This window comes from Sporolituus thermophilus DSM 23256 (genome assembly GCF_900102435.1).
Lineage (GTDB): Bacteria > Bacillota > Negativicutes > Sporomusales > Thermosinaceae > Thermosinus > Thermosinus thermophilus.
The window spans coordinates 36,369-48,230 of record NZ_FNBU01000004.1 but is presented as its reverse complement, the minus strand read 5'-3'; the positions used below and the strand labels follow the sequence as shown (position 1 = coordinate 48,230).

Annotated in this window: 12 protein-coding genes; all 12 read right to left on the bottom strand. The window is 54.1% G+C overall.

Annotated features, from left to right (window positions below):
- Nucleotides 1–45 precede the first annotated feature (45 nt).
- Nucleotides 46–1,701 (bottom strand): L-lactate permease, encoded by a 1,656-nt coding sequence (locus tag BLQ99_RS03715; protein ID WP_093688261.1) that lies wholly within the window; start codon nucleotides 1,699–1,701, stop codon nucleotides 46–48.
- Between the two features lie 303 nt (nucleotides 1,702–2,004).
- Nucleotides 2,005–2,799 carry a FadR/GntR family transcriptional regulator gene (locus BLQ99_RS03710; RefSeq protein WP_093688259.1) on the bottom strand — a complete coding sequence of 265 codons (795 nt, stop codon included), beginning with the start codon at nucleotides 2,797–2,799 and terminating at the stop codon, nucleotides 2,005–2,007.
- Between the two features lie 18 nt (nucleotides 2,800–2,817).
- Nucleotides 2,818–3,786, bottom strand: a complete 969-nt coding sequence (locus BLQ99_RS03705) for a polyprenyl synthetase family protein (RefSeq protein WP_171904585.1) — start codon at nucleotides 3,784–3,786, stop codon at nucleotides 2,818–2,820.
- A 57-nt stretch (nucleotides 3,787–3,843) separates the two neighbouring features.
- Nucleotides 3,844–4,092 carry a 4Fe-4S binding protein gene (locus BLQ99_RS03700; RefSeq protein ID WP_093688257.1) on the bottom strand — a complete coding sequence of 83 codons (249 nt, stop codon included), beginning with the start codon at nucleotides 4,090–4,092 and terminating at the stop codon, nucleotides 3,844–3,846.
- 12 nt (nucleotides 4,093–4,104) lie between these two features.
- Entirely contained in the window at nucleotides 4,105–4,857 is a 753-nt protein-coding gene (locus tag BLQ99_RS03695) for a 2-oxoacid:ferredoxin oxidoreductase subunit gamma family protein (RefSeq protein WP_093688255.1), read from the bottom strand.
- A 3-nt stretch (nucleotides 4,858–4,860) separates the two neighbouring features.
- Nucleotides 4,861–5,631, bottom strand: coding sequence for a thiamine pyrophosphate-dependent enzyme (locus tag BLQ99_RS03690; protein WP_093688253.1), 771 nt, complete (start codon nucleotides 5,629–5,631; stop codon nucleotides 4,861–4,863).
- Between the two features lie 12 nt (nucleotides 5,632–5,643).
- Complete coding sequence (locus tag BLQ99_RS03685) at nucleotides 5,644–6,723, bottom strand: ferredoxin oxidoreductase (RefSeq protein WP_093688251.1); 1,080 nt, start codon at nucleotides 6,721–6,723, stop codon at nucleotides 5,644–5,646.
- A 243-nt stretch (nucleotides 6,724–6,966) separates the two neighbouring features.
- A complete protein-coding gene (gene ptb, locus BLQ99_RS03680; protein ID WP_093688249.1) occupies nucleotides 6,967–7,869 on the bottom strand; it encodes a phosphate butyryltransferase in 903 nt (300 codons plus the stop codon).
- Nucleotides 7,863–8,348, bottom strand: coding sequence for a siroheme decarboxylase subunit beta (gene ahbB / locus BLQ99_RS03675; RefSeq protein WP_093688247.1), 486 nt, complete (start codon nucleotides 8,346–8,348; stop codon nucleotides 7,863–7,865). Before ahbB ends, ptb begins: the two co-directional genes overlap by 7 nt.
- Nucleotides 8,349–8,359: 11 nt before the next feature.
- The gene (gene ahbA, locus BLQ99_RS03670) at nucleotides 8,360–8,812 is read right to left on the bottom strand and encodes a siroheme decarboxylase subunit alpha (RefSeq protein WP_093688448.1); all 453 of its coding nucleotides are present in this window, start codon (nucleotides 8,810–8,812) and stop codon (nucleotides 8,360–8,362) included.
- An 88-nt stretch (nucleotides 8,813–8,900) separates the two neighbouring features.
- Nucleotides 8,901–9,524, bottom strand: coding sequence for a ribosome biogenesis GTP-binding protein YihA/YsxC (gene yihA / locus BLQ99_RS03665; protein WP_093688246.1), 624 nt, complete (start codon nucleotides 9,522–9,524; stop codon nucleotides 8,901–8,903).
- Nucleotides 9,517–11,838 (bottom strand): endopeptidase La, encoded by a 2,322-nt coding sequence (gene lon / locus BLQ99_RS03660; protein ID WP_093688245.1) that lies wholly within the window; start codon nucleotides 11,836–11,838, stop codon nucleotides 9,517–9,519. The genes yihA and lon overlap by 8 nt, the downstream gene beginning before the upstream one ends.
- Nucleotides 11,839–11,862: the final 24 nt, after the last annotated feature.

The following is an 11,862-nucleotide window of genomic DNA, read 5'->3' as shown; positions in this document are numbered from 1 at the left end:
AGAAAAACTGGCGGGACTCACCCCGCCATTATGACAGCTATTCTACTAGGGTAGCATCCAACGCAAAGCGTAAGCCTGCAGGTAGGTCAGCACGGCCATGAGGATAATCATCGCGACGCTATGCCACAGCGTGAAGCGGAAGATGGTACCTTCCTCGCCTACCAGGCCGGTTGCCGCCGTCGCCACCGAGATGCTTTGCGGTGAAATCATCTTGCCGCAAACGCCGCCCGAAGAGTTGGCCGCTACCGTCAGATTGGGATCGACGCCAATCTGCTGGGCCGCTGTCTTCTGCATCGAACCGAAGAGCGCGTTGGAGGAGGTGTCGGAACCGGTCAGGAAGACGCCGAGCCAGCCCAAAATCGGCGAGAAGAAGGGGAACAGGGCGCCGGTAGCGGTGAAGGCCAAACCTAACGTCGAGCTCATGCCGGAGTAGTTCATGATATACGCCAGGCCAAGGATCATGGCAATGGTAAAGATGGGGTATACCAGCTGCTTAACCGTCCGGCCGAAGCAGGCCATCGCCCGGCCAAAACCATAGTTAGGAATAATGAACAGCGACAGCAGGCCGGAAATGAATATAGCTGTACCAGCGGCCGAGAAAATATTGATAACGTATTGGGCCGGATAGGGAGTCGGTTTGGCGACAACCGGCGCCGCTTTTATAACAAGACCGTGCAGGCCCGGCCAGTTGATCGTAAACCAGGGCATCGCCTTGTCGATGTTCAGCAGGCTCAGCTTGAGCTTCAGATATTTATCGTCAGCCCACAGGAAGACCAGTACTGCCAAGATGAGGTACGGCGCCCAGGCGCGGAACACTTCGCCGGTCGTGTACCGGAGCTTTACCCCACCCGTGGCGGCAGGTTTTTCGTTGGGGAAATGCCAGACATTCGCCGGCTTCCACACTTTTAGGAAAACGAGCAGACCGACGATGGTGACAACGGCCGAGGTAATATCTGGCAAGTAGGGGTTAACATAGTTGGAAGTGATGAACTGCGTACCGGCGAAGCAGATACCGGCGACCAGCACAGCCGGCAGTACTTCCATGGCCCGCTTCCACCCGCACATGGTTACAACCAGCCATAACGGCACAATGATGGACAGAAACGGCAACTGGCGGCCAACGATTTGGCTGATATGCATCATGTCAAGCTGGGTAACATTGGCAGCAACGACAATTGGTATACCAATAGCACCGAAGGCTACCGGCGCGGTGTTAGCAATGAGACAGATACCGGCAGCATAGATGGGGTTGAAGCCCAGGCCCACCAGCATGGCGGCCGTAATTGCCACCGGCGTCCCGAAACCGGCGGTGCCTTCAATGAAGGAACCGAAGGCGAAGGCGATGAATAGCGCCTGAAGACGGCGGTCATCGGTAATAGATGCCAATGAATTTTTTATAATTTCGAATTCACCGGATTCGACCGTCATGTTGTAAACCCAGATGGCGGTGACAACAATCCAGACGATGGGAAAAATGCCGAACATGGCGCCGTTTAAAGTAGCGCTGATAGCTAGCCCGGGTGGCATACCCCAGACCAAAACGGCCAACAGCACCGCCGAAGTTACGCCGACAATGGCGGCATGATGACCTTTTGACCGTCTGACGCCGAGCATATACAGAAGAATGAAGAGCGGAATAGCAGCAACCAACGCCGAAAGACCAATGTTGCCAAGCGGATTATACACTTGCGTCCACGTCATTAAATACACTCCCTTGCGTTTTAATTTTTATTATTGGGGAAAGTTTATGTGTCCTTGTCACCTCCTTGCGCCATATAGTTTTCTCAACTACCTCAGCATTGCGCCAACACCATTGTACCAATTTTTAGAATACTGAGATAGTCATCTGCTACTACTTAATGCCATATAAAATACTTATATACCTGCTTTTTGCGGTTATAGCATGTGAAAAGCCTAACTTTTAGGAATATTCGGGAAATTATTTTGCAAAAAAAAGAGTCGCCGATTAAGTATATTAAGTTCATAAAAGTCATGAACTTAATTCTACGACGACTGTTTAAAATCCTTTATATTCTTATTGTCGGCCACAATTTTATCATTGGTTTCAATGTTTTTTATACTAATGTTAGCCTTACCGTTTTTCAATTTTAGCATGGCCTGTTCCACCATTGCCAGATGGTCGCGCATTCTCATCCGTGCCAGCCGGGGGTCCTTTGCGGCGACAGCTTCATAAATGGCGCAGTGCGACCGGTGCAGCGCCTCCGGCATATGTTCCACCAAAAAAAGCCGCTGGCGGGAAGAGCGAAACGTATTGTTCATCAAGTCAGTAATAGTATTCATGACTTTGATCAGCACCATGTTGTTCGTCGCCCGCGCCAGACTGCAATGAAAAGCGGCGTCGCCCAAGTCGCCAATATCGCCGGAATTTATCTGCTCGACCATACTGTTCATCGCCCGGTAAATGTCCTCCAGGTCCTGCGGCGTGGCCCGCAAGGCAGCAAGCGCCGCCGTTTCCACCTCCAGGATTTTACGTACTTCTAACAGTTGCAGCACGTCTGCCACATCGACCTGCAGGAGAAAAGATAGCGGCTCCAGCATTCCCTCATAGGAAACCTGCCGGACAAAACTGCCCTCGCCCGGGCGGATAGTGATAATTCCCATCATCTCAAGGGCGCTAAAGGCTTCACGCACCGACGCCCTACTGACATTTAGCCGCTCGCTGAGTTCGCGCTCAGAGAGCAGTTTATCGCCCGGCTGCAGCTTGCCTTCCACTATTAGCTGCTTGATCTGCTCGACAATTTCTTCATACACTTTTCGCGTCTTAACCGGCTTAAACATACCGCCCCTGCCTCCTTATCAATACTTGCGGAGTCCGACAAAATCGGCAATAGCGAGAAGCGTTTGGCGAACAATGCCATCAAGGTCGGCCGGCAAGGCTAAGCGAGCTTCTTTCAGATAACGGCTGACATGCTCATAGGCATACTCGATGCCGCCACTATCACGCACGATGGTCAGTCCTCGCTCCAAACCCAATTCATCCAAGTCGCGGCTGATAACCAGGCGGCGTAATTCTTCCCGGCAGGGGCTGTGCTGCAAGGCGTATAACACGGGCAGCGTGAGAATGCCCTGCCTGAGGTCATTACCCGCCGGTTTGCCTAGTTGGGCTGATGTAGCGGTGATATCCAGAATATCGTCGGTGATCTGAAAGGCCATACCCACCGCGTGCCCGTACCGGCGCAGCGCCGCTACCTCGTCCGGCGCAAGGCCTGCCGACAGGCCGCCCAATTCGCAACTGGCCGCGATAAAATCGGCGGTTTTCTTGGCTATCCGCACCAAGTAGTCCTCTTCCGACTGCTCAACGCTAAACGTATCCCGAATTTGCAAAATTTCCCCCTCGCACATGGAACATACCACGTCGGTTAGGATGCGCAGCATGGCGGGAGTGGCATGTCTAGCCACCGTCGAAAAAGCCTTAGCAAATAAAAAGTCGCCCGACAGGACGGATACATGGTTGCCCCAGCGGGAGTTGGCCGTAGGCAGCCCCCGGCGGGTAGCGGCATTGTCGATGACGTCATCGTGAACCAAGGTAGCCATATGAATCATTTCGATCGCAACCGCAACTGGCACCAGCGCTCTTGTCTCGCCCTGGCGGCTTTTGGCGCACAAAAGATACAAGGCGGGCCGCAACCGTTTGCCGCCCGCCTGTAATAAGTGCCTTCCCACCTGGGTAAGCTGGTCAACGGGCGAGTGTATTATTTCTGCAAGGGCCTGCTCAACAGCCCTTAAATCAGCCTCAACTAAAGCAAACATGGTAGGCTTGGTCATGTAATCACCTGCGTAAGAGTCTTTTTCTATAATACACTATCGCCCTGTTACCGTCCACTATTTCTTTTTCTCAACCCGGATGGCGCAATCGGGGCAGATCATTTGGCAAATACCACAGACAATGCATTTTTCCATGTTGGCTTCCACGCGCGGCGTACCATATACGCCCAGACCTTCGGACCAGCCGATGCATTTGACCGGACATTTTTCAATGCACAGTCCGCAGCCCTTGCATAGTCCCGGGAATATACTCCACTGGCCTTTGCTACTTTCGTATTTTGCCGCTTCCCAGTTAACTTTGGCCATTGTTTCCCCTCCTTACATTGACCCCTTAATAATTTCATAGCCGCGCTCAAGGGCTTTAAAGTTCATATCGCGAAGCTCCGGATTGGTTTTGAATTTATCGCCCAGTTTGGTTTCCAGGGCCTCTTTGATGGTATCAAGCGGCAGCACTTCCGTTGCGGCGATAACTGCCCCGAGGATAATCATATTGAAAACGCGGGGGTGCAGTTCGTTTTTCGCGATGTCATTGGCCGGGATCGGAATGACGCGCTTGACATAAGCGGGAATGTCCGCCGGATCAACCCCGGGGCCGGGCACGGTGAAAGAAACGGTCTTCGGCTCACCGGCAATCATGTCCTGCGGCAAGTCCTCATCAGGCTGCCCTCCGACCGGCGCTTCGGCGGGATTCGGCATACCGGCGGTTGGGTTCGGCGGCGTAACGTCCGTGTATTGGAGACCAACGATGTTGTCGTTGACCTCGCCTTCCTGGATGAGAGAGTTGTCATAGATATAAACGGTGTTGCGGCCGGCATGCAGTTTGGTGCGCCGGACGGCGCGAGGGCTAAGGGGAATAAGGATGTCGGCCTTCTGGAACTTGGGGGCGCCAATGGGGCCGTCACTGATCTGCACATAGGCAATAGACACGCCGCCGCGCTGCTCAACGCCGAAGTTAGGAATATACAGCGCGTTCTTACCTTCTTCGTTAGCGGCTTCCGCCAAAATTTCCGCTATGGACTGAACGCCTTGGCCGCCTTCGCCGGCCAGAGCAATCTTGGTGATCTTCGCCATGTGTTAGCCCTCCTTTACTTGCGGCACGCGCAGTTCGCCGACTTTAAAGTATTGCGTCATTTCTTTCTCGACGAATTCCCATGTCTGTTTGGCGTTGGTCCGCCAGTTGGTCGGACAGGAGGACAGCGCCTCGACAAAAGATATCCCGTTGCCGGCCATTTGGTTTTCCAGTGCCTTCTTAATGAAACCTTTAAGCTGACGGGGGTTGGCAATGGTGCCCCTGGCCACATAGGCGCCCTCGGGGGCTACGGCAGCGACCATTTCCGGACCCTTGGTAGGCAAACCGGTCTGTTCGACGTCACGGCCGTATGGCGAAGTCTCGGTTTTCATCCCCGGCAGCGTAGTCGGCGCCATTTGGCCGCCAGTCATGCCGTAGTTACAGTTATTGCAAAGAATAATCGTAATCTTTTCATTGCGCACCGCGGCGTTGAAGAGGTGCTGCGAGCCGATGGCGTAACCGCCGCCGTCACCCATATAGGCAACACCAATCAATTCCGGATTAGCCCGTTTCATGCCGACAATAACCGGCGTCGTACGGCCATGGTGGGTCTGAACCGAATCAACGGCAAAGAAATCCCAAGCCAACAGAGAACAGCCAATGTCACAGCCAAATACCATCTTGTCCTTGATCCCCAATTCGTCAATGGCCTCGCCCAGACACTTGAGAATAATGCCGTGGCCGCAGCCCGGGCAGAATTTATGCGGTTTCGATTCTTCGTTCCAGCTTGACGGCATCGCCGGCTGAAGAATACCTTGCTCTTTCAGTTCTTGCATGACGTTCCCCTCCTACCCTAACAGTTTGGAAACTTCTTCGTAGATTTCCTCGGTGGTGATGCCAACGCCCGGCCGCAGCATGGGAACAATCTCCACGTTCATGCCGTACAGCGCCTGTTGGACAAGTTTCACGAGTTGTCCATACGAAGACTCGGCAATAAAGATTTTTTTGGCCGTTTTCGCAGCCTCGCGGAGCTGCTCTTCCGGGAACGGGCGGAGCGTAATGGGACGGAAATAGCCGACCTTCTTGCCTTCGCCGCGGAACATGCCATAGGCGCCTTGAGCGGCACGGAACACCACGCCATGGGTAAGAATAATCACATCGGCGTCGGCGCAGTCTTTCGCATCCCATTCGACAACTTTCGGCGCCATTGCTTCCCAATCGCGCTGATTGGCCATAACAACCTCATATAGTTCGTCTTCGGTGTTATATGTATTGCGGATGTGCTTAAACTGTTTGCCAGGCGTAGTATCGCCGAGAATGGGCTCGGGATTGACGAGCTTAATACCGCGCGCTTCGGGATCATAAATGGTCAGCGGCTCACGCATTTTGGCCTGGTAGCCGTCGCCAAGCACGAAGGTGGGGAACCGGTAAGTCCAGGCAGCATTAAAGGCCTTAATGGTGTAGTCAAACAATTCCTGATGAGTAGCAGTGGAATATACGATGCGGTGTCCTTCGCCGTTGCCGCCGAAGGTGGTCAGCGTTACCTCCTGCTGCGAATAAATAACGGTAGCGGTAGAGGGGCCGCCGCGCTGTTGAATGATATAGACAATCGGCAATCGCATCATCTCGGCCATGGTTGCCGATTCCTGCATCAGTACGTTGCCCGGACCGGCGGTGGCAGTAAAGGCTTTTCTTCCGGAAATTACGCCGCCCAGCGTGGTAAAACCGGCGGAAATTTCGTCCTCAACCTGGAGAAACTTCTTGTTGTACTTGGGCGCAAGCCGTGTCCAGTAATGCATGATCTCGTTTTGCGGCGTGATGGGATAGCCGTACATAATGTCGGCTTTGGCTGCAACGGCAGCCCAGGCAACGACTTCATTGCCTGTCATGAATACTCTTTGTTCACCCTGGAGTGAAACTTCGGCCATAAGAGCACCTCCTGAAGATTCATGTACCGATTTATATACAAAGGCCGGTATATGCCGCACCTTTATATACCTTGGCTAATCAAGCAAAGACGCCAACCTGGGAAAAGCAGGCATTCCTACCAGTGTAGTTTTCCCCCATCCCGAAATATTATTTATGATATTACGGCCAGGTGGTCAGACCAACAACTGTTAAAATTCGACTTCTTGGGGCAAGTTCCTTTTTTTATTTTAATAAAAATAATTTTATTTTTGTCCCAGCAGAGCCCCAAGGGCGATAGAGAGGATTTTCCCTTCGTATGTGTCGGCGCGGGAAGTGACAATTACCGGCTTGGCCGCGCCGAGAATTAAGCCGGCCATACGGCCACGGGCAAAATAAATAAGCGATTTGCCTAAAGCGTTACCTACTTCAATATTAGGAACGAGCAAAATATCAGCCAGACCGGCCACCGGACTGGTAATGCCCTTATGTCTGGCCGCTTCAAGATTAATTGCATTGTCAAGGGCGAGCGGACCATCAACGACCGCTCCTTTAATCTGGCCCCGGTCGGCCATCTTGGCGAGCGCTGCGGCATCAAGCGTCGCCGGCATATCGGGATTAACAACTTCCACGGCGGCAAGCACCGCAACCTTGGCAGGGCTAATGCCCAATACTTTGGCCAGACCGACGCTATTTTGGATGATATCGGCCTTTTGCGCGAGAGTTGGCGCGATGTTCATGCCGCCGTCAGTAATAGTCAGCAACCGGTCAAAGCCGGGCACTTCAAACACGGCGGCATGGCTGAGTACCCTACCGGTGCGCAATCCAACCTCTTTATCCAGGACGGCCCGCAACAGATCAGCGGTGTTGATAAGGCCTTTCATCAGCACGTCCGCTTCCCCGCCTGAGACGAGGGCCACGGCCCGATAGGCGGCCTGACGGTCATCAGCCTCATGGATGATTGTTAGCCCCTCGAGACTGACGCTCACTTTCGCCGCGGTACGTTCAATCTTGTCCCGGTCGCCTACCAGGATAAAATCGGCGATGCCCTGCTCTTTCGCCCCTCTGACAGCCTCAAGAACGGCGTCATCCTGCGCAGCGGCAACAGCAACCCGCCGGGGCGGCAGTCCTTTCACCGCCGCAAGTACATCAGCAAAACTTTTCAACATTGTTCTTCGCCCTCCCGAAAATAGTGCATACTCGTTTTTTTCCACTCCCGGGTGCTAAACAGCATAGTATATTGGTCCAAACCGGCAGCACGGGCCAACGCTTCGACAATTTCCCGGCATTCAGCACGAGTGTGGGCATGAACCATAGTGTAAAAGTTATACGGCCACTCTTCAGCCGGCAACCGGCTGTAGCAGTGGGTAACAGCGGGATGAGCAGCCATCAGCCTGCCTACCTCTTCTTCACGCTCCGGCGTTACCACCCAAGCGCAAAGGGCATTGGCCGCGTAGCCCACCTCGCGATGACGAAGAACGGCGCCCATTTTCCGGAGTTGTCCCGTTTGCCGGTACCGCTCCAGCCGCCGCAAGAGTTCGTCTTCACTGATTCCCAGCCGCTCGGCAATGACGCGATAGGGATCACTCACCAGCGGGAATTCGTCTTGCATAGCGGCAATAATCTTTTTATCCAGGGCGTCCAACATACTTCACCTGCCTACCCAAGCGTGAACTCAACGCTTACTTTGTATTTCCTGGTCGCCGGCAAGCTAATCAGCTTGTCCACCCCGTCGAGCTTCCCGATGTACTGCAGGACGCGGCGCTGGGCCTCCTTGCTTGGCGAAAGAAGAGCAAACCATAGGTTGAAATACCCCTCTCGCTCATAGTTATGGGTAACGCCCGGGAAAGCATTAATCGCTTCCGCTACTTCCCTTACTTTGTCCGGCCTGACGCGCACGGCCGCCAGCGTGCCCACATACCCCAGCCGGGCCGAATCAAAGAACGGCCCGATCCGCCGGATATAGCCAAGGGCCTTGAGTGCGCGCAGCCGGTCAATGACCGTGGCCTCGTCGACGCCCAACCGCTCGGCCAGCACGGCGAAAGGTCGCTTGGTCAGCGGCAAATCGGTTTGGATAATATTCAGCAAGGCTTTATCGAACTGAGTCAGCATGGGATCGCCTTTCATCTTATATCGTGACAATCTCGTATTTAGATAATTAGCAGGGACGCCGCGTGGCATCCCCGCTTACCGGTGCAACTTATTTTAGCAAAATTTGGCCAATTGCGTCAAGTAGGTCGTTCCGCCCTTGTCCACTAAGCGCTGAATAGGCAATAATCCCGCCCGTTTCCAGTTGCAGCCCGTTTTTAATCGCCGCTATATGACGCGCTAGGTGGGTACGCCCGATTTTATCCGCTTTGGTAGCCACCACCTGTACAGTAAGGTCATGCGTTTTCAACCAATCGTACATGGCCACATCACTGGCCTGTGGCAGATGACGGAGGTCAACCAACTGACACACCAGTTTCAGGCGCGACGAACGGAGAAAGTATTCTTCGACAAACCTGGTCCACTGCCGGCGTTGGGCTTGGCCCGTCCGCGCGTAGCCGTAACCGGGAAGGTCGACCAAATACCATTCCAGCCGCCGTTCGTCCGGCAACTTGGCGGTCACAGCATAAAAATTAATGGTTTGGGTCTTGCCGGGGCTGGCGCTCACCCGTGCCAGCCCATGATGACGGCACAATGAATTAATCAATGACGATTTACCCACGTTGGAGCGGCCAATAAACGCGATTTCGGGCAGGTCCTCAGGCGGATACTGGTCGGCCCGTACGGCTGAGGCTACATAGCGGGCCTTAATGACATTGAATTGCGTCTCAGCCATTATCCATCACCAAGGCCGCCCGCAGCACTTCGTCCATATGTTCCACAAAGATAAATTCAAGACTGCGCTTGACGTTGACCGGAATTTCCTCCAAGTCCCGCCGGTTTTCCTGGGGCAGGACGACTTTCTTAATCCCGGCCCGGTGGGCAGCCAATACCTTTTCTTTAATGCCCCCTACCGGCAGAACGCGGCCGCGCAGCGTAATTTCCCCGGTCATGGCAAGATCTGAACGTACCGGCTTGCCGGTCAGAGCGGACGCCACCGCCGTGGCCATGGTGATGCCGGCCGAAGGACCGTCCTTAGGAATAGCGCCTTCCGGCAGATGGATATGAATGTCGGTTTTTTCATGGAACTCCTCATCAATGCCAAGTTCCTTGGCCCGGGTGCGAATATAGGTAAAGCCGGCCTGCGCCGATTCCCGCATTACTTCGCCGAGCTGCCCCGTAAGCGTTAACTTGCCTTTGCCTTTCATAATCGACACTTCGGCCGCCAACACATCGCCGCCCACTTCAGTCCAGGCCAGGCCGGTAGCGACTCCTACCTGCGGGCTTTTTTCCGCTTGGGCATGACGGTACTTAGGGGCTCCTAAAAAAGTGTGGAGGTTTTGGGCAGTGATTTTGACCGCCGTGCGCTGCTCCTGGACAATTTGCCGCGCGGCTTTACGGCACAACCCGGCGATATTGCGTTCCAGGTTGCGCACGCCCGCTTCGCGGGTATAATCGCGAATTACTTTCTGGATAGTGCCTTCCGAAAAGATGATTTGCCCTTCGCTTAGACCATGATCGCGGGTCTGCTTGGGGATGAGATAGCGCTTGGCGATTTGCACCTTCTCTTCTTCCGTATAGCCGGGAATGGAAATGACCTCCATCCGGTCGAGCAGGGGCCGCGGAATGTTATGCATAACATTGGCCGTCACCACCCAGAGCACGCGTGACAAGTCAAACGGCACCTCGATATAGTGGTCGCTGAAGGCATTGTTCTGTTCAGGATCAAGCACTTCCAGCAGCGCCGCCGAAGGGTCGCCGCGAAAGTCGGCGCTCATTTTGTCGATTTCGTCCAGCAGAAAAACCGGATTTTTCGAGCCGACGGTGCGCATGCCCTGAATTATCCGTCCAGGGAGGGCACCCACATAGGTCCGGCGGTGACCGCGGATCTCAGCCTCATCACGCACGCCGCCGAGCGACACCCGGACGAACTTGCGCTCCATCGCCCGGGCAATGGAACGGGCCAGCGAAGTCTTGCCGACGCCAGGCGGCCCGACCAGGCAGAGAATGGGGCCTTTCATGGTTTCGGTCAACTTGCGGACCGACAAATACTCGAGGATGCGCTCCTTGACTTTCTGCAGGCCATAATGATCTTCGTCCAGGATTTTTTCGGCAACGGCGATGTCCAGCCGGTCGGTCGTTTCTTTCGTCCACGGCAGGGCCAGCAGCCAGTCGAGGTATGTACGGATGACGGCGCTTTCCGCGGCCATGGGCGGCATCTTCTCCAACCGCTCGATTTCCTTATTTATCTTTTCCGCTACTTCTTTCGGAACATCGAGTTCCTTAAGACGCTGCCGGTACTCGTCCGCTTCGGCCAGCCGGTCGTCCTTTTCGCCGAGTTCTTTTTGGATGGCCTTGAGCTGCTCCCGCAAGTAATATTCTTTCTGGGTTTTTTCCATCTGCTTGCGGACCCGGACGTTAATTTTCTTCTCGAGTTCGAGGATTTCCATTTCCCGGCTGAGAATTTCACACAGTTTTTCCAAACGTTCCTTATAGCCTACGGCTTCGAGCAGCGCCTGCTTATCTTCAATTTTCAGGGCTAAATGGCTGGCGATCAAATCCGACAGCCGACCGGGCTCTTCAACCGTCACCACGGATAGGAGCGTTTCCGGCGGAATTTTTTTGCTTAACTTTACCCATTGCTCGAACTGGCTGATGGCGGTGCGGGTAAGTGCCTCAATTTCCGGCGTCTTGGTTTGAATTTCATCGAATTCTTCAATTTCGACCTGGAAAAAAGGGTCAAGTTCGGTATACCGCAGAATTTGGGCGCGGTGCAGTCCTTCAACCAAAACGCGGATGGTCCCGCCCGGCAGCTTGAGTAGCTGTTTAATTTCGGCTACGGTACCAATGCGGAAAATATCGTCAGGCTCGGGCCGATCATTTTGCGCGTCCTTCTGTGACGTCAACATAATCAGCCGGTCATGCACCATTGCCTCTTCCAAGGCGCTGATGGACTTCTCGCGCCCTACGTCCAGGTGAATGATCATGTACGGAAAGACGAGAATGCCCCGCAGCGGCAAAAGCGGGATAAAACGCCTTTTTTTAGACATAAAAAAGGGCCTCCTTTGCGCACT

Excerpts from the sequence above, each read along its gene's own strand:
- BLQ99_RS03715 (WP_093688261.1), bottom strand. The coding sequence starts at position 1,701 with ATGACGTGGACGCAAGTGTATAATCCGCTTGGCAACATTGGTCTTTCG.
- lon (WP_093688245.1), bottom strand. The coding sequence starts at position 11,838 with ATGTCTAAAAAAAGGCGTTTTATCCCGCTTTTGCCGCTGCGGGGCATT.
- BLQ99_RS03705 (WP_171904585.1), bottom strand. The coding sequence starts at position 3,786 with ATGACCAAGCCTACCATGTTTGCTTTAGTTGAGGCTGATTTAAGGGCT.
- BLQ99_RS03710 (WP_093688259.1), bottom strand. The coding sequence starts at position 2,799 with ATGTTTAAGCCGGTTAAGACGCGAAAAGTGTATGAAGAAATTGTCGAG.
- BLQ99_RS03695 (WP_093688255.1), bottom strand. The coding sequence starts at position 4,857 with ATGGCGAAGATCACCAAGATTGCTCTGGCCGGCGAAGGCGGCCAAGGC.
- BLQ99_RS03700 (WP_093688257.1), bottom strand. The coding sequence starts at position 4,092 with ATGGCCAAAGTTAACTGGGAAGCGGCAAAATACGAAAGTAGCAAAGGC.
- yihA (WP_093688246.1), bottom strand. The coding sequence starts at position 9,524 with ATGGCTGAGACGCAATTCAATGTCATTAAGGCCCGCTATGTAGCCTCA.
- BLQ99_RS03685 (WP_093688251.1), bottom strand. The coding sequence starts at position 6,723 with ATGGCCGAAGTTTCACTCCAGGGTGAACAAAGAGTATTCATGACAGGC.
- ahbA (WP_093688448.1), bottom strand. The coding sequence starts at position 8,812 with ATGCTGACTCAGTTCGATAAAGCCTTGCTGAATATTATCCAAACCGAT.
- ahbB (WP_093688247.1), bottom strand. The coding sequence starts at position 8,348 with ATGTTGGACGCCCTGGATAAAAAGATTATTGCCGCTATGCAAGACGAA.
- ptb (WP_093688249.1), bottom strand. The coding sequence starts at position 7,869 with ATGTTGAAAAGTTTTGCTGATGTACTTGCGGCGGTGAAAGGACTGCCG.
- BLQ99_RS03690 (WP_093688253.1), bottom strand. The coding sequence starts at position 5,631 with ATGCAAGAACTGAAAGAGCAAGGTATTCTTCAGCCGGCGATGCCGTCA.